Below are 24,668 nucleotides of genomic sequence, written 5' to 3' on the forward strand. Positions count from 1 at the left end.
CGGAGTCCCAGACCATGCATGACCTCAACCAGATCTATATCGATGGCGCCTTTGTCACCCCACATGGCGAGGAGCGCTTCGAGCTGTTCAACCCGGCCACCGAGGGCGTGATCGGCACCGTGCGCCTGGCCGATGCCGAGGATGCGCAGCATGCCATCGCCGCCGCGAAGCGCGCCCTCCCGGCCTGGTCGCGCACGACCCTGCCCGAGCGTGCCGCCCTGCTCCGCCGCATGCACGATGCGATCGCGGCACGCGAGGATGAATTGTTCGCTGCGATCACCGAGGAATATGGCGCACCCGTGTCGCGTTCGCGCTGGATGGCCCAGTACGCCGCACAGGTGTTCCTTGGCGCCATCGATGCCATGGAACACTTCGCATTCGAACGGGAAATGGGCATCGCCCACGTAGTGATGCAGCCTGTCGGTGTGGTCGGCCTGATTACGCCGTGGAACAGCAATGCGAGCTTTATCACCGGCAAACTGGCGTCGGCACTCGCTGCTGGCTGCACTGCGGTGATCAAGCCAAGCGAGATGAGCGCACTGCAGACCCGCGTGGTGATGGAAGCGCTGCACGAAGCCGGCGCGCCGGCCGGCGTGTTCAACATCGTGACCGGTCGCGGTGATGTGGTCGGCACGGCGATTACCGCCAGCCCCGATGTGCGCAAGGTATCGTTCACCGGATCCACAGCCGTGGGCAAAAGCATCCTTCGTGCCGCTGCCGATGACGTGAAACGCGTGACGCTGGAGCTGGGTGGCAAGTCGCCCACCCTCATCCTGGACGACGCGGATTTTGCCGTGGCCGTGCCGATGGCTATCCAGGCGGGCTTCATGAACAGCGGGCAGGCGTGCATCGCCGGCACGCGCCTGCTTGTCCCGCGCTCGCGTTTGGCCGAGTTCGAGGCGCTCGCCACGGAAGCAGTCAACGCGTGTGTCTCGGGGGACCCGGCCAACGCCGACACCACCATGGGCCCCATGGTGAGCCAGAAGCAATGGGATCGCGTGCAGGGCTACATCCGCACGGGCATCGAGGAAGGCGCCCGCGTGCTTGCTGGTGGCGAGGGCCGCCCCGAAGGCCATGATCGCGGCTGGCTGGTGCGGCCCACCCTGTTCACCGATGTGCGTAACGACATGGCCATCGCCCGCGATGAAATCTTCGGGCCGGTGCTCGCCATCATCGCGTACGACGATGAGGAGGAAGCCATCGCCATTGCTAATGACACGAACTACGGTCTCTCGGCCTACATCGCCACCACCGATCTCGCCCGCGGTGCACGCGTCGCGGCACGCATCGATTCGGGCCGTGTCATGGTGAACACCCTCACCCATGAGCCCAAGGCGCCGTTCGGTGGCTTCAAGCAATCGGGCCTGGGCCGCGAGAACGGCGTGCTCGGGTTGGAGCCTTACCTGGAGCCGAAGGCCATCATCGGCCTGGGCTGATTCACGGCGGCGGCGGTGGCGTTGCGGCGCGGAACGTCACCGCCATGAAGTGCCTGGGGACGCCATTTTCCGCGGGCGTCCTTTTTAGCCACGCTGCCGCAGCGCCATCCTGTTTCAGTGTGGCATCGAGGAAATGCAGCACGTACCGGGCTGACCATGCATGGCTGGTGTTGGCATCGTCCCGGCCGTAGTCAGCAATCTGATCCTCGGCGAAGCGCTCGGCACTCTTACGCCGTTGGAACATGGAACTGAACTCGCCATGGGACATGCCGAGCATGTTCACCGTGTAGAGATCGCCGTGCGTCCACGCATTCAGCACGTTAGGCCCCGCGCGCATCGCCGGCGGATCATCCGTATCACGCTCTACATCTTCCAGCCAGTTCGGGAAAGCCGAGGTCAGGAAAAGCAGTGGGATACGCATCGCTTCGGGATGGACATCGCCCGCCTTTGTAACGAGGCCGGGGAAGTAGCGCATGCTGCCATCCATTTCGGCCAGCGCCCTGATCCGTGGATCGCGGGCCGCCGCGAACAACGATGAAATGCCACCCCAGCTCCAGCTCGCCACGGCAACGTTCGCTGTATCGGCGTCCGGTAGTGTTGCCGCAAAGTTGATCAGGAACGAGATATCGCGAGCCTGCGCATCGATGCCTTCGTTGTCGTCGGTCATGTCGCGGGTGGCGGCACCCATCGATGGGCTTGCGATCACGACGTAGCCGTGGCTGGCAAGGTACTCGCACAAGTCCGCGTTCTCCCACGCGATCGACGAATCGCTGGGCGCGTAGATGACGACCGGGTAGCGGCCCTTCGCCATGGATGCATCGCGGCGGGCCCAGAGCGGAACACCCGCCGACGCCTTTAGCTGCGTCCGCCATTTGTTGTGTCCGGGGTCAGCACTGTCGAAGCGGGTTTCTGAATCCGCCAACGCGGCGTAGTCACCCACCGTCATGGCTGCCCTCGCACTGCCCGTCGACGGGTACCAGACCAGCGTCTGCAAGGGCCGGCCTGCCGCCTTCTTCCCCGGGGATGGAAACGTGCGGGAGGCGTCGTACTGGTTGACCACCTTCAGGCCCACCGCAGACGGGCCGGGTTCCAGCAGGAACTGGAACGTGGCTGTCTCTGCGAACAGCGGTCCGGCGGCGAACGCCAGGGCCAGCGTGATGCACCATCGACGTAGCGGCTTCATGCCATGCCCCAGGGTGAGCGATAAGGTCACGCTACTTTAGATGGCAGGGGGTTTCGGGCATGTGCTGGAAGTATGTGAGGGTGGCGGAAGCTCGGGTCGCGCCCAAGGTCGCTCCTACAACAGCGGCGGGGCGTGCTACTTTTCTTCGGCCTTACCAACCCTGGGGATCCCATGCTCGCACGTACCTGCCTCGCGCTCGCCCTTGCCGCCGCCGTGGCGCTGCCCGCCCTTGCCGAGGAGGCGAAGAAGTCGCCCACACCGAAGGAGCTTCTCGCGAAGTCGACGCCGGCCGACTGGCGCACGCCCGATCCGCAGAACCTCGTGTACATGGATCTGCCGCAAGGCCGCGTCATCATTGAGCTGGCGCAGGACTGGACCCCGGAACACGCCGCCAACATCCGTACGCTGATCCGTGAGCATTATTTCGATGGCACGCAGGTGATCCGCGTGCAGGACAATTTCGTCACCCAATGGGGCGATGCCGATGGAGATGACAAGGCCAAGGCCAGGAGCATCGGCACGGCCAAGGCCACGCTTACGCCTGAGTTCACCCGCAAGGGTGGCAAGCCCTATCCGTTCACCAAACTGGCCGACGGTGACGTGTACGCGCCGGAAGTCGGTTTCTCCGAGGGTTTCCCGGTGGCTCGCGACCCGAAGGCCGGCGAAGCCTGGATCGCCCATTGCTACGGCACCGTGGGCGTCGCCCGCGACACCGGCGCTGAAACCGGCAACGGCAGCTCGCTGTACGCGATCATCGGCCAGGCCCCGCGCAACCTCGATCGCAACCTCGCCGTTGCCGGCAAGGTCATCAAGGGCATGGAGATCCTCTCGGCCTACCCGCGTGGCGGCGAGCCGATGGGCTTCTACGACAAGCCCGAGCAGCGCGTGACGATCAAGAGCGTGCGCCTCGCGGCCGATATGCCGGAAGCCCAACGCACGCCGATCCAGGTGCTGCGTACCGACACCAAACTGTTCGCCGCCGTGGTCGATGCCAAGCGCAACCGCAAGGATGATTTCTACACCCGCCCGGCGGGGAAGATCGACCTGTGCAACATCAGCGTGCCGGTGCGCGACCCGTCGAAGAAATAAGACAGACCCGATGTAGGAGCGCGCTCGCGCGCGATAAACCAACGGAGCGGTAAAGCCGTACCTTCCGGCGGCCGTGACTCGCGCGCAAGCGCGCTCCTACACAATCATTGGGCTGCCGGGGCGTCTGTAACGACGGCCTCGCGCAGCGCGCGCAGCTTGGCCTTCAGCTTTGCCTCGTTATCCGCGCCGACACGAATCATGAATTTCTGGCCGGCCGATAGCTGCTCGTACGTCGGGTTGGCGTAGACATAACCTACCTTTTCCGGGAGCAGTTGGAGGCTACCCTTAGGCTCAGGCGCGTCTAGCAGGTGATCGATGACCTCGATCAGCCGATCGTTGAAGTAACCGTTCGTGCCGAGATCGCGATAGGCCTGCTGGAACAGCGGGTAATTCCGCTTGTACCAGGCGGCCGCGGCCTTCGGGTTCACGTGATCGGCCACGTACATATAGGTGTCGTAGCGTTCCAGGTTTTTCTTCGATTCGACGAACATGCCGTCGTCGGATTGCACCTGGAACCGGCCCGTGGGCGTGCGCATCGGCAGGATGTTCATGCCGATGGTCTGCTTGGGCAGTGCGTCAATCGTGGAGACCATGCGCGAAACGATGGCATCCGGGCGCAGCAGCGACTTCAGCGCGCCGTCACTGGTGAGCGCCAACAACCCCGCGAGGATAGCGTCGTCGCTCTGGTCCAGCGGCGGCAGCGCCGCACTGGATGCGCCAGCGGGGCCGATCGGGTGCTGTGGCAGGGCCGCATCGTGTACCGGCGTGGACGGCAGCACGGCCGACGCGGAGGCGACAGGCTGAGTGGGCTGTGCCGCATCCCTGGCCTGTTTCTCGCGGTAAAGGAACACCGCACCCAAGCCCACGATGGCGACGATCAACACGCCTGCCAACCACTTCGAACCCGACGACTGACTACTCAACGCAACGCACTCCGGTGAAACCAGCCCCCATGGGACTACGAATCACGGCGTTGGTTCAAGGCTACCGGGTCAGGTCCGCTTCATCGATGACGAAGTCGTGGAAGGCCGTACCGCTGGAAAAGCCCATGTTAAAGCCGTACTGCATGCGCACGCTGACGTTAGTGACGACCTGGCAATGGTAGAGGGCGATCAATCGCATCGTGATATCTCGCGCCACTTGCTTATCAGCGACACCGGCGCCTCTTAACTGGATTCGTGCCGACAGGCACTCTGGTTTCCCTGATGCGCCGGCCTTCAACGGCTTCCAGGAAAGCCATGCACCAACGACCTCTACCGGGCCGGTGTCGGGCGCCTTGTCCACGTGGCGGCTCACACCCGGGGCAAAGTGGAGCGACACGGGCAACCGAGCCAGGGCGACCGGGACCGACAAGGCAACCAGCGCGGCCGCGATGCCCAGATGGGGTTTCCACAGGGCGTACCCGGCAAGGCTCTGCCGTGTCGCCCTGCCCCGGATGACAAACGTGCCAGTGGCGAGGTCGTGTATCCCCTGCTTTGTTCGGCGATTGAACGCCAGCATGTAAAGCGTGGCAGTCATCCAGCCACCCACCAGGCCGTTGAACGCCAGTTCGCCGAATGCCCCGGGGGGAGGGACGATGAAGAAATCATTGAGAATGAGTGGCGCGCAGATCAGGGCGGCACGGGCAAACGAACGACCCATGCCAATGACGCGACCTGCGGCGTCCACCACGCGGATGCCAAGCACCTTCTTGCCAGGCGAGCCTGCCCCGCCCCTGCCGCTATCGAATATCCCGAAATAGACCAGGGCAACGGCGAAACCGAGGACACGCGCCCACGGACCGAGCCGGGAGAGCGGATCGAAGAAAAGCATGCCGACGATGTAACCGCCGAGGGAAAGGATGATCCAGTCGATCAGGAAGGCCAGCCATCGACGCCATGTGGCGGAAAGTTGCGCTGGTGTGGGCTGGGCCGGTGCGGCTTCCGTCTGCAAATTCGTTTCCATGCGATCCTCGCTTAATCCGTGAATCATGCACCCGGCGAAGCCCTTGCGGGAAGCCCCCTTGGTCACGGCATAGTCGGGCCGCCGGGGGTCCCCCACTGCCCCGGCACCAGGGCATTCCCACATCGAAACCGTAAGGAGGAAGTATGGCTTTCTCTACGAAGGTCGAGTCGTCCCCGATCGCCGGCATCAACGTCACCCCGCTCGTCGACGTCCTGCTGGTGCTGCTCATCATTTTCATGATCTCGGCGCCGGTCATCGCGCATAAGAACCGTATCGACCTGCCGATCGGTTCGGCGGAGCAACCCAAACCCGTTGAGCCCCTGCGGGTTACGGTCGACCCAGGTGGCATGGTGTTCCTTAACGGCACGCTGGTTAGCGATGCGGCGCTGGCCACTCAACTTGATGTCGCTGTCAGCAGGAGTGGCGACGATGCGTCCCTGCTTCCGAGCGTCGAGCTCCACGCGCGGGACGAAGCGGCTTACGATGACGTAGCGCGTGTCCTCGCGCTGGTTAAGGCGCATGGCCTGCAGCGGATCGATTTCGCCTCGGATTGAGGCATCACTGTGTCGTCGCAGCGAGCGCCTCGAGGATAGGGCGCTCGCTGCGCGTCCCTTCCGTGCACGGTGTTCAGGGCAAGGCAGCCAAGGCACTTGCCCGTTCATTGGTGACCAGGCAGGTCACCGGCTTCGCCATACGATCGACCCGGAAGAACCCGTCCTCACTAGGCGCGTGATAGTAGAGGACCCCACCCACGCAAGTGGCCCGGTTCGCGCGCTCGCCGGCTATCGCATGCCATAGGCGGAGCGCCATCAGCGCCGTGGTGGCGTGGCCGGGGTGCTCGCCATCGCTGTGCAGCCAGGCCGCACCAGGGTCGGCAAGGCGCTGCGAGACCCACGTCTGGCCGATTTCAATGTACCGGGCATGCATCACCTCCGCGATGCGCCGCTCGCCGGCGATGAGTGCTGGCTCGATCGCAGGGTTTGCCTGCCACGTACCGAGGTAATAGACCTTCGCCCCGGCCGAGCGGGCCGCGTCGGCCAGGGCCTTGCTCGCGCGCATCGTGTGCGTGAATTCGTCCGACAGGAAGCAGGCCTCATTCGGACATACCGCGTTGCCGCCACGCTCCTGGAATACCACGTCGGTGTAATGGCCGTTTGCGAGCAACCCGGCGAGGCGCGCATTGTGCTCATCATCGACCAGCGACGCGCCAGGCAGCGCGAATGCGTCGACTTCCACGCCCGGCGGCGCCAGCGACGCCACGGCGGACGGAAGGTTGTTGACGTAAGTGAGGCTGTTGCCGACGAAGAGGATGCGGCGGGTGTGGTCCGCCGCGTGACTGGCGCACGCTATCACCAGAAGACAGGTGGCAAGAACCACCTGTAGGAGCGCGCTTGCGCGCGATGCGGGCTTGCGTGGCATAGGGGTTCCTTGTGCGTTATCGCGGGGTCCATCGCGCGCAAGCGCGCTCCTACATGGCGTTGTCGGGCGGGGCGTAGGTGTATTCGGTTGCTCGGTGGAAGCTGATGCCCTCCCGCTGCTCCACGGCGAGCGGGTGGCCCGGGTCAACGACGAACACGGATGTCGCGTCTTCGGCCCGGTGAGCGGCAGGGTCACGGGCTAACCCGCAGATCTTGCAAACCGTTGCCATCTTTAAGCCCGCGGAAATTGGGAACCGTGTGATCCTGGCGTCACCCATAGGCAATTCGACATAGGCTCGCGGAAAATTCGCCGAAGCATTCGTAGCTTAGCGCGTCCTCGCCGATACCGCATGTTTCGTCACCACCGTGAACGGCGTACATGTATGAAAACCACGGAGGACTGAGCGCCATGCAAATCACAGTAAAGTGCGTAACCGGTGAATCGTATGAAATCGAGGCGGAAGCTCACAATCCGGCCTTGAACGTAAAGGCGGCAATCCAAGACATGACGGGGCTCACGCCCGAGATGCAGCGCTTGATCTATGCGGGAAAGCAGCTAGATGACAACACAGCCCTCTCTGACTATGGCGTAACCGAAGGAAGTGAGCTGACGTTGCTGACACGTTGAAACTAACGCTCGGCGTTTGCGGTAATGGGTCTATCAAACACCAAGAGCACTACCGCATCCACCGGCTGGAGGAGCGCCCCGGAAAAGAAAAAGGCCCGCTGGTGGGCGGGCCTTTCGGGTTACATGTTGCGGCGGTATTCGCCGCCTACGTCGTAGAGGGCGTGGCTGATCTGGCCGAGGCTGTTGTGCTTCACGGCGTCCATTAGCTGCTCGAATACGTTGCGGCGGTCGCGGGCGGTGTTCTGCAGGCTGCGCAGGCTATCCGGGGCCAGGCCGTTGCGGGCCTTGCCGTAGAGCTGCACGTTATCGATCTGCTGGCCCTTTTCTTCCGGCGTGGAGCGGATGAGCTCGATCTCGGTGGCGATCTCGCCGCCGTGGTCCTTGGGCAGGAAGGTGTTGACGCCAATGAGCGGAAGCGAGCCGTCGTGCTTCTTGTGCTCGTAGTACATCGATTCTTCCTGGATCTTGCCACGCTGGTACATGGTATCCATGGCGCCGAGCACGCCACCGCGCTCGCTGATCGCCTCGAACTCCTTGTACACCGCTTCTTCGACCAGATCGGTCAGCTCATCGACAATAAAGCTGCCCTGCCACGGGTTTTCGTTAAAGTTCAGGCCCAGCTCGCGGTTGATGATGAGCTGGATCGCCACGGCGCGGCGCACGCTTTCTTCGGTCGGCGTGGTAATCGCTTCGTCGTACGCGTTGGTGTGCAAGCTGTTGCAATTATCGAACAGCGCGTACAGCGCCTGCAGCGTGGTGCGGATGTCGTTGAACTGGATTTCCTGCGCGTGCAGCGAACGGCCAGAGGTCTGGATGTGGTACTTCAGCATCTGGCTGCGCGCGCTGGCGCCGTAGCGCTCGCGCATGGCGCGGGCCCAGATACGGCGGGCCACGCGGCCGATCACGGTGTATTCCGGGTCCATGCCGTTGGAGAAGAAGAACGACAGGTTGGGCGCGAAATCGTCGATCTGCATGCCGCGGGCGAGGTAGTACTCGACGATGGTGAAGCCGTTCGACAGCGTGAAGGCGAGCTGGCTGATCGGGTTGGCACCGGCTTCGGCGATGTGATAGCCGGAGATCGATACCGAGTAGAAGTTGCGGACCTTGTGGTCCACGAAGTACTGCTGGATATCGCCCATCATGCGCAGAGCGAACTCCGTACTGAAGATGCAGGTGTTCTGGGCCTGGTCTTCCTTCAGGATATCGGCCTGCACGGTACCGCGCACGGTAGCGAGCGTGTACGCCTTGATGCGCGCGTAGGTCGCGTCATCCACCACTTCCTCGCCGGAAACGCCCAGGAGACCGAGGCCCAGGCCGTTATTGCCGGCCGGCAGGTCGCCAGTGTAGCGCGGGCGGTTGCCATCGGGGTACAGCTCGGCGATGCGAGCGTTCACTGCCTCCCAGCGGGCGGGCTCCTCGTTAAGGTGCTTCTCGATGTTCTGGTCGATCGCCGTATTCATGAACATGGCGAGGATGATCGGCGCGGGGCCGTTGATCGTCATTGACACCGAGGTGCTGGGTGCGGACAGGTCGAAGCCGGAGTACAGCTTTTTCATGTCATCCAGCGTGGCGATCGACACGCCGGAATTACCGATCTTGCCGTAGATATCCGGGCGCGGGGCCGGGTCTTCTCCGTACAGCGTGACCGAATCGAACGCCGTGGACAGGCGCGCGGCGGCACCGCCCAGCGACAGGTAATGGAAGCGACGGTTGGTGCGCTCCGGGGTGCCCTCGCCCGCAAACATGCGGGTGGGATCCTCGCCGGCGCGACGGTAAGGGAACACACCGCCGGTGTACGGGTAGTGGCCTGGCAGATTTTCGCGCATGAGGAACCAGAGCTGCTCGCCCCAGTCCTTCGTCTTCGGCGGCGATACCTTCGGGATCTTTTGATGGCTCAGCGATTCGCGATAGTTCTCCACGCGGATCACCTTGTCGCGCACCGTGTACTCGTTGTACTCGGCGGTGACCGATGCAAAGCGTACCGGCCACTCGCGCAGCAGGTTGATCGCCTCGCTGCTGAGCTCACGCACGGCCGTGTTATAGCGCTGGCGCAGCGTGGCGAGCGAGCGGTCACCGTCCACGGTGAGCTGGGCATGGTCGTAAAGATCGAACGCGCGCGGCAGCGCGTCGTCGCCGATGTCTTTCAGCGACTCAAAATAGTGCTGGGCCTTCGCGGCGGCTTCGGCCTGCTTCGCGATGGACGCGTTCACGCCACGCCCCTGCTCGGCGATCTCGGCCAGGTAACGAACGCGGCTGCCCGGGATGAGCACCGTGGCGCGCGGCTCACGCAGGCTGGTGTCGAGGTCGGGCGTCCAGCCCGTGGCCGGCAGCGAGAGCTTCTCGCGCAACAGGCGGCACAGGTTGTCGAACATCCAGGTCACGCCCGGATCGTTGAACTGGCTGGCGATGGTGGGGTACACCGGCACCTTGTCGTCGGCCAGGTTGAACGCCGTGCGGTTGCGCTTCCACTGCTTGCGCACATCACGCAGCGCATCTTCGGCGCCACGCTTGTCGAACTTGTTCAGCACCACGAGCTCGGCGAAGTCGAGCATGTCGATCTTTTCGAGCTGGCTGGCGGCGCCGTACTCGCTGGTCATCACGTAGACCGGGAAATCGACCAGATCAACGATTTCCGAATCACTCTGGCCGATACCGGCCGTTTCCACGATGACCAGATCGTAAGCCTGGGCCTTCAGGAAATCGATGCAATCGTGCAGCACCACCGAGGTGGCGGCGTGCTGGCGGCGCGTCGCCATGGAGCGCATGTAGACGCGGTGGCTGCGCAACGAGTTCATACGGATACGATCGCCCAGCAGCGCGCCACCGCTACGGCGGCGGGTCGGATCGACCGCGAGCACGGCAATGCGCATCTCGGGGAACGCATGCAGGAAGCGCAGCAGCAGCTCATCCACGACCGATGACTTACCCGCGCCGCCGGTGCCCGTGAGACCCAGCACCGGCGTCTTCCCACCCGCCAACTTCCATTCCTTGCGCAGGCGCTCGAGCTCGGCCGCCGGCAAGCCATCCTCCTCGATCGCCGAGAGCATGGCACCAATGGAGATTTCGTCTTCGATCGATGCGGCAGCGGGCACGGCCTCGGCACGCGCCTTCTGTGCGTTGCGGGTACGCGTCATCACATCTTCGATCATTTCGACGAGGCCGAGCTTCATGCCATCGTTCGGGTGATAGATGCGCTCGACGCCGTACGCCTGCAGCTCGCGGATTTCTTCCGGCGTGATGGTGCCACCGCCGCCGCCGAACACGCGGACGTGGCCGGCGCCGCGCTCGCGCAGCATGTCCACCATGTACTTGAAGTACTCAACATGACCGCCCTGGTAAGACGACAGCGCGATAGCGTCCGCGTCTTCCTGCAGTGCCGCGCGCACCACGTCTTCCACCGAGCGGTTGTGCCCCAGGTGGATCACCTCGGCACCCTGGCTCTGGATGATGCGACGCATGATGTTGATCGCCGCGTCGTGGCCATCGAACAGGCTCGCCGCCGTGACGAAACGCAGCGGCTTCGCCTCCGCGTCGGTGCTGCTGGCGGGGATATGCTTGGGCTGCGAGCTCATGGAAACTCCGGGTAGAACCATCGTCGGGGTGGGGAACCCCTTAATTCTACCGCCGGGGCCCGCGAGGCCTCTGACGCAGTGCAGCGAGACGCGTGCGTACGTTACGCAGCCGCTTCGTCACCACCGCCAAAATCCACGCCGGAAAGGAAGGCCAGCGCGGCCGCCTGGACGCACTCGTCATCCACGATGCGGCGATGGCCCAGACGACGCGTCTTCAGCAGGATCGAGCCCGGCCAAAGGCTGGCGTAGAGCTCGCCCTCTTCCACCGGCACGTCGCGATCGAAGAAATCGTGGACGATCAGCGCCGGTTGCTTCCGGTTCGGCACATGGTTGCGGATATGCAGATCGCCGATCTGCACGCCGGTGCGCTCGGCCAACGTATCGTGCAACGAGGGTCGCAGGTGCTGCGCCAGGCGTACGAAGCGGGCAAATCGCGATGTGGCGGCCTCGGGATCAGCCGCCGGCGCGATCAACACCACGCGTTTGGCGGTCCAGCCATCGTCCAGCGACAGCGCCACCGCGGCACCGCCCAGGGAGTGCGCGATCACGCCTTCCGCGTCACCGTAATGCCGGCCTATCGCCGTCACCGTGCGGACGAAATCGGGCAAGGTGCACAACTCGCCACCACTGTGGCCATGCGCCGGTTGATCGAACGCCACGGCGGCCCACCCCTTGGCCAGCAGCTGTTCCGCCCAGGTTTCCCAGCGGAGCCCGAGACTGGACCAGCCATGCGCCAGCAGGATGTATGGCTGGGTGGCGGGATCCCCCCAGACATACGTGGCGATCTGCTCGCCATCCACGTCGACCACCTCGCGCCGTGCCGTCATGGTGGACAGCGCATGCGCGGCACGCTCGCGGCTGCTCGGCAGGGGCGTCTGGAACACGCGGGCGGCATGCGCCACCGTGCGCCCCGGCGCCAGGCGGCTTCCAAAGCGGTAGGCGAAGCGAATGCCAAGCAGCGTCGCGACAGTACGGGCGCCGAAACGGCGGGGCGGCTTCATGGGGCGGGAGCGGGTCTGTAGGGTTCGCATCAGGGTTTGGTGCAGGCTCAGGCTGCCAAGGTTCCCTTAGCAACACCTTTCGCCGTAGCTTTCACGAAGCTGAACATCTCACACCGACGGGGTCAACCCGATGACACGGGCTACGTTTTTTCTCACGAGTTCGCATCCCCGCGAACGCCGAAGGAGAGACCGCATGCGCAACCTTACCCGCACCTTTGCTGCCGTGGCCGCCCTGGGCCTGGCCGTTGGCGCCGCCAGCTACACCCCGCCGGCCGCCGCGCGGGAAGTCGTCGTGATTCGCAATGCCCCGCCGCCGCCGCGCTTTGAGCGCGTGCCCCCGCCGCGCGTGGGCTACGTGTGGGCGCCGGGTTACTGGAACTGGTACGGCGGCCGCTACGTGTGGGTCGGCGGCCGTTGGGCGGCAGCGCGCCCGGGCTATGTCTACCGCGGCCCCGGCTGGCGTCCGTACCGGGGCGGTTACCACTATGAACGCGAGACCTGGGTACGCGATCCGCACTGGCACCGCTAAATTCTTAACATTTGCGTGCTGCGGCGCATCTACCAACTCGCGAATAACGGTTTAAACTACGCAGCTGACACGCCAATCTCGCCCCCGCCTCAACGGCCGGGGCGATTTTTTTGGATGGTCATTTCCCCACCGGTGGCCTCGGCCGCCGGTTCGCCCCAAAGGGGGGCGGGCTGCTAACAATGAAAACTGGAGTTTGCGTTCGATGATTTTCGAAACCATCGCCAACACGGGCCACGAAGAAGTCGTCTTCTGCCATAACAAGGACGCGGGCCTGAAGGCCATCATCGCGATCCATAACACCGTGCTTGGCCCGTCGCTGGGCGGCCTGCGCATGTGGCCCTACAAGTCCGAGCAGGACGCAGTGAACGATGTGCTGCGCCTTTCGCGCGGCATGACGTACAAGAACGCGGTGGCCGGCCTGAACCTCGGCGGCGGCAAGGCCGTCATCATCGGCGATCCCTCCAAGGACAAGTCCGAAGCGCTATTCCGCGCCTTCGGCCGCTTCGTCAACTCGCTCAACGGCCGTTACATCACCGCCGAAGACGTGGGTATCGACGTGAACGACATGGAATATGTCTACCGCGAAACCGAATACGTGACCGGCGTGCACCAGGTGCACGGCGGTTCGGGCGATCCCTCGCCGTTCACCGCGTTCGGCACGCTGCAGGGCCTGATGGCCGCGCTGCAGGCCAAGCACGGCAACGAAGACGTGGGCAAGTACAGCTACGCCGTGCAGGGTTGCGGCCACGTGGGCAGCGAGTTCATCAAGCTGCTGCGCGAGCAGGGCGCCAAGGTGTTCGTCACCGATATCAACAAGGATGCGGTGCAGCGCTGCGTCGATGAGCTCGGCTGCGAAGCCGTGGGCCTGGACGAGATCTACGACGTCGATGCCGACGTGTACAGCCCGTGCGCCCTGGGCGGCACCGTGAACGAGCAGACGATCGACCGCATCAAGGCGAAGATCATCTGCGGTGCGGCCAACAACCAGCTGGCCACCGATGCGATCGGTGACGAGCTTGCGCGCCGCGGCGTGCTGTACGCGCCGGATTACGCCGTGAACGCCGGTGGCGTCATGAACGTGTCGCTGGAAATCGACGGTTACAACCGCGAGCGCGCCATGCGCATGATGCGTACGATCTACTACAACGTCGGCCGCATCTTCGAAATCTCCGGCCGTGACAACATCCCGACCTACAAGGCCGCGGACCGCATGGCGGAAGAGCGCATCAACGCCATCGGCAAGATCCGCCTGCCGCACATGGGCAACGGTGCGCCGCGCTTCCAGGGCCGCATGCGCGGTCAGTAAGCGGCACGCTGGCAACACCTGGAAGGCCGCCGGGGCAACCCGGCGGCCTTTTTGTCGCCCCGCGCAAACCGCGCTCCAGAGCCGTTTGGCTCAAATGTGAAGACGCGTGGCGCGTGGCCCGGGCACGGCACCCGCAGGAATCTGCCGATCGCGGTTGTCCCGCGCCGTGATCTGCTACACTTTGCCGCGCCCCGGCCTCTTGTAAGGCTTTGCCTTTACGAAGCTTTTGGGTGCAGGGGGAACCTCCGCCATCCGGGCGGAATCACCAAATCCAAGATCACGACCTTCGTCGCTCCGGCGGCGCCGCCTTTCCCTTGTCCCGTGTGGACAGCAAGGCACGCCAGGCGGAGCTGAAATGGACTTACCGAGCATATGAGCGCGATCCCCGCTGAAACCTTCACCCAAGCCGATATTCTGGCTCGCATTCGGTCCGTCCTGCACGAGACGTTCGAGATCGACCCGGCGAAGGTTACCCCCGAGGCTAACCTCTTCACTGACCTGGAACTGGACAGCATCGACGCGATCGATCTGGCTATCCAGGTACAGGACATGACCGGCACCCGGATCAAGCCCGAAGACTTCAAGAGCGTGCGCACCGTGGGCGATGTAGTCGCCACCGTGCAGCAGCTGGTCGCGCGCTGACGCGGCATGGTGGGCACCGCCGGACCGCGCGACGCCGCGGAACGTAGCTTCGCACCGTGCGCGGTCGTGCCCATCTACAACCACGGCCGCACCATCGCCGCCACGGCGGATGCGCTGGCAGCCCATGGGCTGCCCGTGCTGATCGTGGATGATGGCTCCAACGAGGAAACCCGCCGCATCCTGGACGACCTGGTCGCCGGGCGCGACGAGCTGCGCCTGATCCGCCAGCCCCGTAACGGCGGCAAGGGTGCCGCGCTTTCCGCAGGGTTCCAGGCCGCGCACGCGGCCGGCTACACCCACGTACTGCAGATCGATGCCGACGGCCAGCACGATACGGCCGATGTACCGCGATTCCTTGCCGAGGCGCAGGCCATGCCTGAGGCCATGGTGTGCGGCTGCCCCGTATACGACGAATCCATTCCGAAGGCGCGGCTGTACGGCCGTTACCTCACCCATGCCTGCGTGTGGCTGGAAACACTCTCCTTCGACATCAAGGACTCGATGCTGGGCTACCGCCTGTACCCGCTGGCCGCGACGTGCGAGGAGATGTCCCGTAAGCCCTTTCCGCCCCGCATGGATTTCGATACGGAGATCGCCGTGCGTCTCTATTGGCGCGGGGTGCCCGTGCGCAACGTGGCCACCCGGGTGATCTACCCGGAGAATGGCCTGTCCCATTTCCGCCTGTGGCGTGACAACGCCCGCATCACGGCCATGCATACCCGCCTGCTGCTGGGCATGCTGCCGCGCGCGCCGCGCCTGATCCATCGCAAGCTCACACGGAAACCCGATTCATGCGCCGTCTGATCGCCCTGCTCGCCCTTCTCTGTTGCACCACGCTGGCATATGCCCAGACGGCACCCGCCGCGGCACCTACGCTGGTCGATGATGTGTTGACCCATCTGGCGAAGCACCAGCGGGTGCGCGCCGAGTTCACCCAGCGTCGTGAAAACCCCGACCTGGCCGAACCGCAGGTCAGCACCGGCGACCTGCTCTTCGTCATCGGCAAGGGCATGATGTGGCATACACGCGCCCCTTACGAAGACACGCTGGTACTCACCGGTGGCGATACCCGCCGGTTGAACGCGCAGGGCAAGCTGGAGCGCGTGCGCGATGGCAACCGTGGCGTCAGCCAGGTTTCCGGCATGCTGCAGGGCCTGTTGGCCGGCAAGACCGATGAAGCGGCGCGCCAGTTCACGATCACGGCCGAAGGCAGCGTGGATAACTGGACCCTGCACTTCGTACCGAAGCAGGCGCGTGTCGCCCGTGTGCTCGCCGGGATCACGCTCAAGGGCGATGCCTTCCTCGAATCGATCGATGTGAACCTTGCCAGCGGTGAGCGCACCGCGATCTCGTTCGCGAATACGCGCGAGGCCGGCGCGCTCTCCGCGGTTGAAACCAGCGCGCTCGGCGCCGAATGAAGCCCGCGCCGACCACGCTCCGCGCGGCTGCGTTCGCCGCGGTGTCACTGCTGGTGTGCGCCCTGGGCGTGTGGCTGCTCTTTGGCCGTGGCGCGTCGCCGCTGCAGACCGATCTGCTCGCCATGCTCCCGGCCACCGAACGCAACGCACTGGCGGAAGATGCCGTGGAGCGCCTTGCCCGTGCCAGTGGCGATCGCATGATCCTGCTGGTGGCCAACAAGGATGATGACGCCGCAAAGGATGCCGCGCGGGAACTCGGCGAGGCCCTGGGCAAGGACAAGGTGTTTGCGCATGTGCTGGCGGAACTGCCGCCATTCGACATGGAGCAGCTGGTTAACCCGTTCCTGCCCTACCGCTTTCACCTGCTGACGAACGAAGACCGGGCCGCACTCGCAGCACGCGGATACGATCCCGTTGATACGTTGAAGCGCCGCCTCAACGAACCGTTCGGCGCCAACGTTGGCCCAAAGCTCGGTGACGACCCGTTCGGCTGGCTGCAGCACTGGCTGGATCGGCAACCGTGGAACCGCTCCACGCTGGTACCGGAAGACGACCTGCTGACCGCACACCGCGACGATGGCAGCTACGTGCTGGTCGTGGCCACGCTGGACGGCTCATCCTACGACGATGGCGTGCAGCGCCGCGCGTTGGGCGCCCTGGACCAGGCCGAACACGAGGTCATCGCGAAGCACCCTGGTACGCATGTGCTTCGCACCGGCGCCATTTTCTACGCCGCCGCGGCACGCGCCGGTGCCGAGCGTGATACCCACGTCGTCGGCATCGCCTCCACCGTCGGCATCGCCATCCTGTTGCTGTTCGTGTTCCGCTCCATGCGGCCGCTGCTCATCGCGTTCCTGTCGACCGCGCTGGGCGTGATCGGCGCCACGGTAGCGACCATCCTGGTGTTCGGCCAGCTGCACCTGTTGACGCTGGTATTCGGCGCCGCATTGCTCGGCGAAGCCGTCGATTACTCCATCCAGTACCTGTGCGCGCGCGCCAATGCGGGCCCCGCCTGGGAACCGATGCGTGGCGTGCGCCAGGTGCGCCCCGCCCTGCTTCTTGCGCTGGCTACATCGCTACTGGGCTACGCGCTGCTCGCGCTGGTGCCGTTCCCGGCCCTGCGCCAGATGGCAGTGTTCGCCATCGCCGGCATGGCCGTCGCCTGCGCCAGCGTGTTCTGGCTGCTCCCCGCCTTGCTGCGCAACCCGGGCAACGCGCCGCTGGCCGCACCGTTCGTACGCGTGGCGCTGGCATGGCAGCGTGTCGCCTCGGGTCGCCGCGCCTTCGTGGCCATCGGCGTGCTCGTGTTCATCGCGATTCCCGGCTGGATCAAGCTGGGCCACGACGATGACATCCACCTGCTGATTTCGCCGCCCGCGACGCTGGAAGCGCAGACGAACCAGATCCGCGACATCGCCGGCTTCGGAGGTGGGAGCCAGTTCTGGCTGGTGGAAGGGGATAGCCCCGAGGCCGTGCTTGAGCACGAGGAAGCATTGACCGATCGCCTGCAGAAGGAAGGCATTGCCTGGACGGGCATGACGGGGATGCTGCCGTCGCAGAAGCGGCAGGCCGAAAATGTCGCCGCTGTGACGTGGGCGTTCTGCCGGAACGCGGTCGGCGTCCTCGGCGTCAGCAACGACCTGGCGCGTATGCAAGTTCACGCGTTCATGGGAACGGCGGGTTTCAAGTGGGATGCGGCTCAGGCGTATGCCGCCGCCTTCCCCGGCAAGGCATTCACGCTCGATGACTGGAAGCGCATCCCGGCCTATATGCCGTTCCAGTACCTGTGGATGGACAAGGGCAGTATCGTAGTGCCGCAGGGCGATGTAGACGTGGAGCGCATGCGCGCTGCCGCCCGTGGCCTTCCCGGCGTGTCGGTCATCGACAAGCCGGCGAGCATTTCCACGCTGTTCGGCGAGTATCGCGGCTTCGCCAGTCTGTGGCTGGGTGCGGCGATGCTACTGGTGGCGGCCGCATTCGCATGGCGCTATGGCCTGCGCGGCGCGTGGCGCGTCTTGCTTCCGCCCTTGGCCGGCATCGTTTTCAGCGTGGCCGCCCTTGGTTACCTGAACCAGCCGCTCACGCTGTTCCACCTCATGGCCCTCATGCTCGTGCTGGGCGTGGGCGCGAACTACGCCGTATTCCTGCGCGAAGGCGAGCCGCATTCCGCGCACACCCCCGGCGCCGCTTACGCCGGTGTACTGCTCTCGGCAGTCACCGCCCTGCTTTCGTTCGGTTTGCTGGCCCTGAGCACCATGCCCGCCCTGCAACATTTTGGGCTCACCCTATTGCTGGGGATCGGCTTTACCGCCCTCCTCGCCCCGGTGAGCGCACCTGCACCTGTGAATTCAAACGCATGAACACCACCGCACACGCCAAGGGAGATCGCGCAATGAAACGCGTTGTCGTTACCGGCATCGGCGGCATTACGCCCCTGGGCCACGACTGGGCCACGATCGAGCCGCGCCTGCGCCAGTTCCACAATGCCGTGCGCCGCATGGGCGAATGGGACTATTTCGATGCGCTGAACGGGCGCCTCGGCGTGCCCGTCGACGATTTCAAGACGCCGCCGCACTGGTCGCGCAAACACACCCGTTCCATGGGCCGCGTGGCCTTGCTAGCCACCGCCGCGAGCGAGCTGGCCCTGGCGGATGCCGGGCTGCTCAACGATGAAAGCATCCGTGACGGTCGCATGGGCGTGGCCTACGGTTCGTCAGGCGGAAGTATCGAGCCGGCACGCACTGTTGGCCGCATGCTGGAAACCGGTTCCATGCAGGGCGTGACCGCCACGAGCTACATCCAGATGATGGCGCATACCACGGCGGTGAACGTGGGTGTGTTCTTTGGCCTCAAGGGCCGCGTCATCACCACCTCCAGCGCGTGCACGTCGGGCAGCCAGGCCATCGGCTACGGCTACGAGGCGATCCAGCAGGGCAAGCAGCAGTTGATGCTTTGCGGCGGCGCCGAGGAGCTCTCGGGCCCGGGTGCGGCCGTGTTCGATACGCTGTTCGCCACCAGCACGCGCAACGAAACGCCCGACCTCACCCCGCGCCCGTTCGACGGCAAGCGTGACGGCCTTGTGGTCGGCGAAGGCGGCGTGACCCTTGTGCTCGAGGAATACGAACATGCGCTGGCGCGTGGCGCCCGCATCTATGCGGAAGTCGTTGGTTACGGCACCAACTCCGATGGCGCGCACATCACGCAGCCGACGCGCGAGACCATGGCCGCAGCGATGCGCATGGCCCTCGCCGATGCGGGCCTGCGACCAGAGGCCATCGGTTATGTGAGCGCCCACGGCACGGCTACCGATCGCGGCGATGTGGCCGAGAGCCACGCGACGCACGACGTGCTCGGTGCCAACGTGCCGATCAGCTCGATGAAAAGCTACGTGGGCCACACGCTTGGCGCCTGCGGCGCGTTGGAAGCGTGGTGGGCGATCGAGATGATGCGTGGCGGCTGGTTCGCCCCCACGATCAACCTGGAAACGCCGGACGCGGAATGCGCCACGCTGGACTACGTGACGGGTGACGGCCGTCAGATCCGCACCGATTTCGTGATGAGCAATAACTTTGCGTTCGGCGGCATCAATACGTCGCTGATCTTCAAGGCGCACGCCTGATGCGTCGCGTGGTCGTCACTGGCATGGGCGCGGTCACCTGCCTGGGCCCGGGTCGCGCCGCGCTGTTCGACGGCTTGCGCGCTGGCCGTGAAGGCTTCCAGGACATGCCGGGCTATGCGGCCTTGGGCATGCGCTGCCGGACCGCCGCACCGGTGGACCTGGGCTCGCTGGAACCGCCGCCGCGCAAGCTGCGCCGGTACTTCCCGCAGGCGGCTGAATACGCATGGCACGCTACCCGCGAAGCGCTCGCGGAAGCCGGGATCGACGAGGCGCGCGTGCGCGAGCGCGACGTGGGCATCCTCATGGGTGGCTCTGCGGCCCTGTCCGAGTACGAAGCTGGCCTGGACGTCTTCCATGCGAAGGGCTACTCACGCCTTTCGCCGTTCATCGTCCCGCGCAGCATGGGCAGCGCCGTCGCGGCCACCCTGATCCACGCCTTCGGTTTTGGTGGCCGTGGTTTTGCGGTGGGTTCGGCCTGCACCAGTGCCACGCATGCGATCGGCCAGGCCATGGAGCTGATCCAGCTCGGCCGGCAGGAGATCGTGGTATGCGGCGGTGCCGAGGAACTGCACGACAAGGCCTCCATGTGCTTTGACGTGATGAATGCGCTAACCACCACGAGCGTGGCGGGTGAGCGCGTTTCCACGCCGTACGCCGCCGATCGCGACGGGATCGTGCTCGGCGGGGGCGCCGGTGTGCTGGTCCTGGAATCGCTTGACCACGCGCTGGCGCGCGGTGCGACCATCCTGGCCGAAATGGCCGGCTACGGCGCAGCGTCCGATCCGGAAGGCATGGTAAGCCCGCATAGCGAGGGCATGGCAGAAGCCATGCACCAGGCGATCGACCTGGCCGGCGTTATCCCCGATTACGTGAACACCCACGCCTGCGCCACGCTGGATGGCGACCTGGCCGAATGGGCGGCCCTGCGCCGGGTATTTGGCGACCGCGGGCAAGCGGTGCCGTGGATGTCTTCGATCAAGGGCCTGGTCGGCCATGCGCCCGCCGCCGCGGGTGCGCTGGATGCCATTGCCTGTGTCGGCATGATCGAACACGGCGTTCTGCTGGCCGGTGCGCCGCCGCGCCAGTTGGATGAGGCCTTTGCCGAGGCACCCTTGCTGGATGCGGAGCGTGCGGCACGGGTCGATGCGGTGCTATCCAACAGCTTCGGTTTCGGGGGCAGCTGCGCCGCCCTGGTCATCCGGCGCTACCATCAACCCGACCTTGCCCAGGCCTAGCCCCTTCCCATGGACCTTGTAGCCGACACGACGAAACGCCGCGCCGACGCCTGGCCCTGGCGCTTCGTATGCACTGTCCTGTCGTTCGCCCTGTTCGGCGTGGGCGGGCTCGTACTGCGGCTCCTTATCCTGCCCGTGGTCATGCACTGGCCTGCCCCCCTGGCGGTGCGCCGGCGGCGTGCGCGGCGCACGGTGGGCCGCGCGTTCTGGCTGCATTCGCAGTTCATGTTCCGGACCGGCGTCGTCGCTTACCGGTTCGAAGGCCTCGAACGGCTGGGCCGCCCCGGCCAGATGATCGTGGCGAACCACCCGTCGCTCATCGATGTGGTGTTCCTGATCGGCCACGTGCCCGATGCGAACTGCGTGGTGAAGCACAGCCTGTGGAAAAACCCCTTTATGCGCGGGCCGATCTCGGTGGCGCAGTACATCAGCAACGACGGCAGTGCCGATATGCTCGACCGCGCGGCCGATGTGTTGCGTGAGGGCCAGACCCTGATCGTCTTCCCCGAAGGCACGCGCACCACCCCCGGGCAAGCACCGGTGTTCCACCGCGGCGCCTCGGCTATTGCCGTTCGCGGCGCCACCATCATCACGCCGGTATTCATCACGGTGAAGCCCACCACTCTCACCAAGGCCGATCCCTGGTACCACGTTCCCCATCGCCGCGTGCAGATGCACTTCCGCGTGGGCGAAGACATCAACGTGGCATCGTTTTCCGAGGCGGCACCCGCCCCCATCGCGTCGCGCCGCATCAACGAGCACCTTCACCGCCTGTACGCGCGGGAGCTGCAGGCATGAACCCGCACAGCAACGAAAAGAACTCCCGCAAGCTCGCTAACCTCCTGTTGGTGGTCGTGGGCATCCTGTACCCGTTCATCGTCTACTTCGGCAGCGATCACGTATCGCCGCCCCTGTTCGGCCTGATCCTGGGGGCCCTCTGGCTGGTCCGGGCACCTGCGCTGGTGCATCAACCCGGTGGCAGATGGATGCTCGGCATTACCCTTGCCTACTGCGCCGTGCTGGCGTTTGGGGGCCACGAGCACCTGTTGCGCTGGTACCCCAGCTTGATCTGCGGCCTGCTCCTCGCGGCGTTCGCGCTCAGCCTGGTGTTTGGGCCACCGATCATCGAGCGAGTTGCGCGCATGATGGAGCCCGACCTGCCCCAGGCGGCGGTGCCCTACACCCGCAAGGTCACGTGGGTCTGGGCGGTGTTCTTCGCCATCAACGGCACCTGTTCCGCCTTGCTCGCCGCATGGGGCCCCCTCTCGTGGTGGACCTTCTACAACGGTGTAATCGCCTACGTGGCCATGGGCACGCTGTTCGCCGTGGAGTGGGTATGCAGGCAGCGCATGCGCCGCCGCCTGCGCAATACGCCCATGAACACCGCAGCGGGCCGTCTCGCATCGCACCCGTGGGTGGCTGCCGCGGCGGGCGGCAATGCAGGAAACCAGGTGCCGGGCATTGTCGTTGCCCTTACCCCATCGGGTCGCATGGCCCTGTCGCGGCACGGCCGTGCTGGCATCATCAGCGAGCTGGGCCAGCATGCCGCCGGCGACGACGCGCTGGCGACACCCATGGCGTGGCGGTTCGTCGATGCGCTGCCTGAAGCGGCGAGAATCGACCTGCTGTTGCAGGCACCGCTACCGCGTATCGCCCAGGTGCTCTCCGAACGCGTGGAAGCAGGCACGCACGTGCTTGACCTGGTGCTGCCACTGGACCTGGCCTGCTTCGCCGAGCATTTTCCCGAAGCGCCCGTGCTGCCGGGCGTGCTGCAGATCGCCTGGGCCATCGAGTTCGCCGCATCACGCTTTGGCACCACGCCGACGTGCCGCGGCATGGACCAGCTCAAGTTCCAGCGGCTTTTGCGCCCGGGCGACCGCGTGTCGCTGGCCCTTCGCCACGACAAGGAACGCGGCCGCCTGCACTTCGCCTACCGCGTTGGTGACGCCCTGTGTTCGTCAGCGCATCTTCGGGTCGACACCGCGCCGGGGGTGATCCATGCGCGGTAAAGGCGTACTGGCGGCCGAGATCGATGTGATCGTGCCGTTCTTCGATGTGGATTCACTCGAGATCGTGTGGCACGGCCACTACGTGAAATACCTTGAGGTCGCCCGTTGTGCGCTGCTTGACGATATCGGGCACAACTACGTGAAGATGAAAGACACCGGCTTCGCGTGGCCCATCATCGACCTGCAGTTGCGCTATGCGCGTGCGGCCCGATTCGGCCAGGCCCTGCGCGTTCGCGCCGAACTGGTGGAGTGGGAAAACCGGCTGAAGATCCATTACACGGTGAGCGATGCCGCCACCGGCGAGCGCCTGACGCGCGCCAGCACCATCCAGGTGGCCGTGCGCGTGGCCGATGGCGAGATGCAGCTGGTGTCGCCGGCCTGCTTCACCCGCGATGTGGAAGACCGACTCGCTCGCGAGGCCAATGCACCGTGACCCATTGGGCTATTGAACAATTGCTACCCCACGCTGGCCGCATGGTATGGCTTGATCGCGTCGTGGAATGGGATGCCGAACGCGTCGTCTGCGAGCGCACCGTGCGCCATGGCGATCTGGAAGTCACGGCCGAAGGCTTGCCGACCTGGGCCGGGGTGGAACTGATGGCCCAGGCGATCGCCGCGTGGAACGGTTGTCAGGTGCTATCGGCCGGCGGACAGGTGCGCCCCGGCTTCCTGCTCGGCACGCGAGCCTACCGCGCCGATGGCGACTTCTTCCCGCCAGGCGCTCGCCTGCTTGTGGAAGCCACGCGCACATTCCACGACGAAGACGGCATGGCCTCGTTCGCCTGCCGGATCACCGCGGCAGGCACACAGGCCGAAGCACGATTGACCGTATTCAGCCCGCCCGACCCCACACCATTTCTCGATCCGCGCCACCACAGCCTGGACCCCACCGGAAACGCTCCATGACCGACACCATCCTCGTCACGGGATCCAGCCGCGGCATCGGCCGCGCGATCGCGCTGAACCTTGCCGATGCCGGCTACGATATCGTGGTGCACTGCCGCTCCCGCCGCGACGAAGCGGAAGCGGTGCAGGCCGAAATCATCGCTATGGGCCGCCATGCCCGCGTGCTGCAGTTCGACGTGGCCGAACGCGCAACGACCGCCGCCGCCCTTGAGGCCGATGTGGCCGCCCATGGCGCGTACTACGGCGTGGTGTGCAATGCCGGCCTTACCCGCGATGGTGCCTTTCCGGGTCTTACCGCCGAGGATTGGGACCAGGTGCTGCGGACCAACCTTGATGGGTTCTACAACGTGTTGCACCCGCTGGTCATGCCCATGATCCGCCGGCGCGCATCCGGTCGCATCGTATGCATCACCTCGGTGTCCGGCCTGATCGGCAACCGTGGCCAGGTGAACTACAGCGCCTCCAAGGCAGGCGTGATCGGCGCGGCGAAAGCCCTTGCCGTGGAGCTGGCCAAGCGCAAGATCACCGTGAACTGCGTTGCCCCCGGTCTTATCGATACCGACATGCTCGACCCCGATGTGCCTGTAGAGCAGATCCTGAAGGTCATCCCGATGGAACGTAGCGGCACACCGGAAGAAGTCGCCTCGGCCGTCCGTTTCCTGGTGAGCCCGGAAGCCAGCTACATCACACGCCAGGTGCTCGCGGTGAACGGCGGCCTCTGCTAAACACAGGG

At 65.2% G+C, this 24,668-nt stretch carries 24 protein-coding genes; 17 read left to right on the forward strand and 7 right to left on the reverse strand.

The window, feature by feature from the left end; genetic code table 11:
* The first annotated feature begins 14 nt into the window (after positions 1-14).
* Complete coding sequence (locus ABIE56_RS08080) at positions 15-1,436, forward strand: aldehyde dehydrogenase family protein (protein ID WP_429243298.1); 1,422 nt, start codon at positions 15-17, stop codon at positions 1,434-1,436.
* A 1-nt stretch (position 1,437) separates the two neighbouring features.
* Here ABIE56_RS08080 and ABIE56_RS08085 read toward each other — a convergent pair whose 3' ends face one another.
* Positions 1,438-2,619 (reverse strand): hypothetical protein, encoded by a 1,182-nt coding sequence (locus ABIE56_RS08085; RefSeq protein ID WP_429243299.1) that lies wholly within the window; start codon positions 2,617-2,619, stop codon positions 1,438-1,440.
* 171 nt (positions 2,620-2,790) lie between these two features.
* Between ABIE56_RS08085 and ABIE56_RS08090 the strand changes: the two genes are divergently transcribed.
* Positions 2,791-3,708: a peptidylprolyl isomerase gene (locus tag ABIE56_RS08090; protein WP_429243300.1), complete on the forward strand. Its 918-nt coding sequence runs from the start codon at positions 2,791-2,793 to the stop codon at positions 3,706-3,708.
* Between the two features lie 104 nt (positions 3,709-3,812).
* Here the strand turns inward: ABIE56_RS08090 and ABIE56_RS08095 are convergent, their stop codons facing one another.
* Positions 3,813-4,631 (reverse strand): DUF3014 domain-containing protein, encoded by an 819-nt coding sequence (locus ABIE56_RS08095; protein ID WP_429243301.1) that lies wholly within the window; start codon positions 4,629-4,631, stop codon positions 3,813-3,815.
* A gap of 61 nt (positions 4,632-4,692) precedes the next feature.
* Complete coding sequence (locus ABIE56_RS08100) at positions 4,693-5,652, reverse strand: RDD family protein (RefSeq protein WP_429243302.1); 960 nt, start codon at positions 5,650-5,652, stop codon at positions 4,693-4,695.
* 143 nt (positions 5,653-5,795) lie between these two features.
* On the opposite strand from ABIE56_RS08100, the gene ABIE56_RS08105 reads away from it, so the two are divergent.
* Positions 5,796-6,206: an ExbD/TolR family protein gene (locus tag ABIE56_RS08105; protein WP_429243303.1), complete on the forward strand. Its 411-nt coding sequence runs from the start codon at positions 5,796-5,798 to the stop codon at positions 6,204-6,206.
* A 73-nt stretch (positions 6,207-6,279) separates the two neighbouring features.
* Here the strand turns inward: ABIE56_RS08105 and ABIE56_RS08110 are convergent, their stop codons facing one another.
* Entirely contained in the window at positions 6,280-7,071 is a 792-nt protein-coding gene (locus ABIE56_RS08110; RefSeq protein ID WP_429243304.1) for a hypothetical protein, read from the reverse strand.
* A gap of 49 nt (positions 7,072-7,120) precedes the next feature.
* Positions 7,121-7,300: a hypothetical protein gene (locus ABIE56_RS08115; RefSeq protein WP_429243305.1), complete on the reverse strand. Its 180-nt coding sequence runs from the start codon at positions 7,298-7,300 to the stop codon at positions 7,121-7,123.
* Between the two features lie 179 nt (positions 7,301-7,479).
* Here ABIE56_RS08115 and ABIE56_RS08120 point away from each other — a divergent pair, with 179 nt between their 5' ends.
* The gene (locus tag ABIE56_RS08120) at positions 7,480-7,698 is read left to right on the forward strand and encodes a ubiquitin-like domain-containing protein (RefSeq protein WP_429243306.1); all 219 of its coding nucleotides are present in this window, start codon (positions 7,480-7,482) and stop codon (positions 7,696-7,698) included.
* Between the two features lie 119 nt (positions 7,699-7,817).
* Here ABIE56_RS08120 and ABIE56_RS08125 read toward each other — a convergent pair whose 3' ends face one another.
* Together ABIE56_RS08125 and ABIE56_RS08130 are read right to left on the reverse strand one after the other, a co-directional pair.
* Positions 7,818-11,270 (reverse strand): methylmalonyl-CoA mutase family protein, encoded by a 3,453-nt coding sequence (locus ABIE56_RS08125; RefSeq protein ID WP_429243307.1) that lies wholly within the window; start codon positions 11,268-11,270, stop codon positions 7,818-7,820.
* 101 nt (positions 11,271-11,371) lie between these two features.
* Positions 11,372-12,271 carry an alpha/beta hydrolase gene (locus ABIE56_RS08130; RefSeq protein WP_429243308.1) on the reverse strand — a complete coding sequence of 300 codons (900 nt, stop codon included), beginning with the start codon at positions 12,269-12,271 and terminating at the stop codon, positions 11,372-11,374.
* Between the two features lie 193 nt (positions 12,272-12,464).
* Here ABIE56_RS08130 and ABIE56_RS08135 point away from each other — a divergent pair, with 193 nt between their 5' ends.
* From ABIE56_RS08135 to fabG, 13 genes are all read left to right on the forward strand, one after another.
* Positions 12,465-12,800 (forward strand): YXWGXW repeat-containing protein, encoded by a 336-nt coding sequence (locus tag ABIE56_RS08135; protein ID WP_429243309.1) that lies wholly within the window; start codon positions 12,465-12,467, stop codon positions 12,798-12,800.
* A 202-nt stretch (positions 12,801-13,002) separates the two neighbouring features.
* On the forward strand, positions 13,003-14,106 hold the full coding sequence (locus ABIE56_RS08140; RefSeq protein ID WP_247428449.1) for a Glu/Leu/Phe/Val dehydrogenase dimerization domain-containing protein: 1,104 nt from the start codon (positions 13,003-13,005) through the stop codon (positions 14,104-14,106).
* Positions 14,107-14,478: 372 nt separating this feature from the next.
* A complete protein-coding gene (locus ABIE56_RS08145; protein ID WP_429243310.1) occupies positions 14,479-14,748 on the forward strand; it encodes an acyl carrier protein in 270 nt (89 codons plus the stop codon).
* A gap of 6 nt (positions 14,749-14,754) precedes the next feature.
* Entirely contained in the window at positions 14,755-15,552 is a 798-nt protein-coding gene (locus ABIE56_RS08150; RefSeq protein WP_429243311.1) for a glycosyltransferase family 2 protein, read from the forward strand.
* A complete protein-coding gene (locus ABIE56_RS08155) occupies positions 15,540-16,166 on the forward strand; it encodes a LolA family protein (protein WP_429243312.1) in 627 nt (208 codons plus the stop codon). The genes ABIE56_RS08150 and ABIE56_RS08155 overlap by 13 nt, the downstream gene beginning before the upstream one ends.
* On the forward strand, positions 16,163-18,526 hold the full coding sequence (locus ABIE56_RS08160; protein ID WP_429243313.1) for an MMPL family transporter: 2,364 nt from the start codon (positions 16,163-16,165) through the stop codon (positions 18,524-18,526). The genes ABIE56_RS08155 and ABIE56_RS08160 overlap by 4 nt, the downstream gene beginning before the upstream one ends.
* A gap of 32 nt (positions 18,527-18,558) precedes the next feature.
* Positions 18,559-19,785, forward strand: a complete 1,227-nt coding sequence (locus ABIE56_RS08165; RefSeq protein WP_429243314.1) for a beta-ketoacyl-ACP synthase — start codon at positions 18,559-18,561, stop codon at positions 19,783-19,785.
* Positions 19,785-21,020, forward strand: coding sequence for a beta-ketoacyl-[acyl-carrier-protein] synthase family protein (locus ABIE56_RS08170; RefSeq protein WP_429243315.1), 1,236 nt, complete (start codon positions 19,785-19,787; stop codon positions 21,018-21,020). The genes ABIE56_RS08165 and ABIE56_RS08170 overlap by 1 nt, the downstream gene beginning before the upstream one ends.
* Positions 21,021-21,029: 9 nt before the next feature.
* On the forward strand, positions 21,030-21,818 hold the full coding sequence (locus ABIE56_RS08175; RefSeq protein ID WP_429243316.1) for a lysophospholipid acyltransferase family protein: 789 nt from the start codon (positions 21,030-21,032) through the stop codon (positions 21,816-21,818).
* Positions 21,815-23,029 (forward strand): hypothetical protein, encoded by a 1,215-nt coding sequence (locus ABIE56_RS08180; RefSeq protein WP_429243317.1) that lies wholly within the window; start codon positions 21,815-21,817, stop codon positions 23,027-23,029. Before ABIE56_RS08175 ends, ABIE56_RS08180 begins: the two co-directional genes overlap by 4 nt.
* Positions 23,019-23,462: an acyl-CoA thioesterase gene (locus ABIE56_RS08185; RefSeq protein ID WP_429243318.1), complete on the forward strand. Its 444-nt coding sequence runs from the start codon at positions 23,019-23,021 to the stop codon at positions 23,460-23,462. The genes ABIE56_RS08180 and ABIE56_RS08185 overlap by 11 nt, the downstream gene beginning before the upstream one ends.
* The gene (locus ABIE56_RS08190; protein ID WP_429243319.1) at positions 23,459-23,935 is read left to right on the forward strand and encodes a 3-hydroxylacyl-ACP dehydratase; all 477 of its coding nucleotides are present in this window, start codon (positions 23,459-23,461) and stop codon (positions 23,933-23,935) included. Before ABIE56_RS08185 ends, ABIE56_RS08190 begins: the two co-directional genes overlap by 4 nt.
* Positions 23,932-24,660, forward strand: coding sequence for a 3-oxoacyl-ACP reductase FabG (gene fabG / locus ABIE56_RS08195; protein ID WP_429243320.1), 729 nt, complete (start codon positions 23,932-23,934; stop codon positions 24,658-24,660). Before ABIE56_RS08190 ends, fabG begins: the two co-directional genes overlap by 4 nt.
* The last annotated feature ends 8 nt before the right edge of the window (positions 24,661-24,668 follow it).

It is taken from the genome of Luteibacter sp. 621, assembly GCF_050435445.1.
In the GTDB taxonomy this organism is placed as follows: domain Bacteria; phylum Pseudomonadota; class Gammaproteobacteria; order Xanthomonadales; family Rhodanobacteraceae; genus Luteibacter.

Excerpts from the sequence above, each read along its gene's own strand:
- ABIE56_RS08145 (WP_429243310.1), top strand. The coding sequence starts at position 14,479 with ATGAGCGCGATCCCCGCTGAAACCTTCACCCAAGCCGATATTCTGGCT.
- ABIE56_RS08185 (WP_429243318.1), top strand. The coding sequence starts at position 23,019 with ATGCGCGGTAAAGGCGTACTGGCGGCCGAGATCGATGTGATCGTGCCG.
- ABIE56_RS08150 (WP_429243311.1), top strand. The coding sequence starts at position 14,755 with ATGGTGGGCACCGCCGGACCGCGCGACGCCGCGGAACGTAGCTTCGCA.
- ABIE56_RS08155 (WP_429243312.1), top strand. The coding sequence starts at position 15,540 with ATGCGCCGTCTGATCGCCCTGCTCGCCCTTCTCTGTTGCACCACGCTG.
- ABIE56_RS08180 (WP_429243317.1), top strand. The coding sequence starts at position 21,815 with ATGAACCCGCACAGCAACGAAAAGAACTCCCGCAAGCTCGCTAACCTC.
- ABIE56_RS08080 (WP_429243298.1), top strand. The coding sequence starts at position 15 with ATGCATGACCTCAACCAGATCTATATCGATGGCGCCTTTGTCACCCCA.
- fabG (WP_429243320.1), top strand. The coding sequence starts at position 23,932 with ATGACCGACACCATCCTCGTCACGGGATCCAGCCGCGGCATCGGCCGC.
- ABIE56_RS08160 (WP_429243313.1), top strand. The coding sequence starts at position 16,163 with ATGAAGCCCGCGCCGACCACGCTCCGCGCGGCTGCGTTCGCCGCGGTG.
- ABIE56_RS08165 (WP_429243314.1), top strand. The coding sequence starts at position 18,559 with ATGAAACGCGTTGTCGTTACCGGCATCGGCGGCATTACGCCCCTGGGC.
- ABIE56_RS08105 (WP_429243303.1), top strand. The coding sequence starts at position 5,796 with ATGGCTTTCTCTACGAAGGTCGAGTCGTCCCCGATCGCCGGCATCAAC.
- ABIE56_RS08120 (WP_429243306.1), top strand. The coding sequence starts at position 7,480 with ATGCAAATCACAGTAAAGTGCGTAACCGGTGAATCGTATGAAATCGAG.
- ABIE56_RS08115 (WP_429243305.1), bottom strand. The coding sequence starts at position 7,300 with ATGGCAACGGTTTGCAAGATCTGCGGGTTAGCCCGTGACCCTGCCGCT.
- ABIE56_RS08130 (WP_429243308.1), bottom strand. The coding sequence starts at position 12,271 with ATGAAGCCGCCCCGCCGTTTCGGCGCCCGTACTGTCGCGACGCTGCTT.
- ABIE56_RS08110 (WP_429243304.1), bottom strand. The coding sequence starts at position 7,071 with ATGCCACGCAAGCCCGCATCGCGCGCAAGCGCGCTCCTACAGGTGGTT.
- ABIE56_RS08175 (WP_429243316.1), top strand. The coding sequence starts at position 21,030 with ATGGACCTTGTAGCCGACACGACGAAACGCCGCGCCGACGCCTGGCCC.
- ABIE56_RS08135 (WP_429243309.1), top strand. The coding sequence starts at position 12,465 with ATGCGCAACCTTACCCGCACCTTTGCTGCCGTGGCCGCCCTGGGCCTG.
- ABIE56_RS08125 (WP_429243307.1), bottom strand. The coding sequence starts at position 11,270 with ATGAGCTCGCAGCCCAAGCATATCCCCGCCAGCAGCACCGACGCGGAG.
- ABIE56_RS08140 (WP_247428449.1), top strand. The coding sequence starts at position 13,003 with ATGATTTTCGAAACCATCGCCAACACGGGCCACGAAGAAGTCGTCTTC.
- ABIE56_RS08170 (WP_429243315.1), top strand. The coding sequence starts at position 19,785 with ATGCGTCGCGTGGTCGTCACTGGCATGGGCGCGGTCACCTGCCTGGGC.
- ABIE56_RS08090 (WP_429243300.1), top strand. The coding sequence starts at position 2,791 with ATGCTCGCACGTACCTGCCTCGCGCTCGCCCTTGCCGCCGCCGTGGCG.
- ABIE56_RS08085 (WP_429243299.1), bottom strand. The coding sequence starts at position 2,619 with ATGAAGCCGCTACGTCGATGGTGCATCACGCTGGCCCTGGCGTTCGCC.
- ABIE56_RS08100 (WP_429243302.1), bottom strand. The coding sequence starts at position 5,652 with ATGGAAACGAATTTGCAGACGGAAGCCGCACCGGCCCAGCCCACACCA.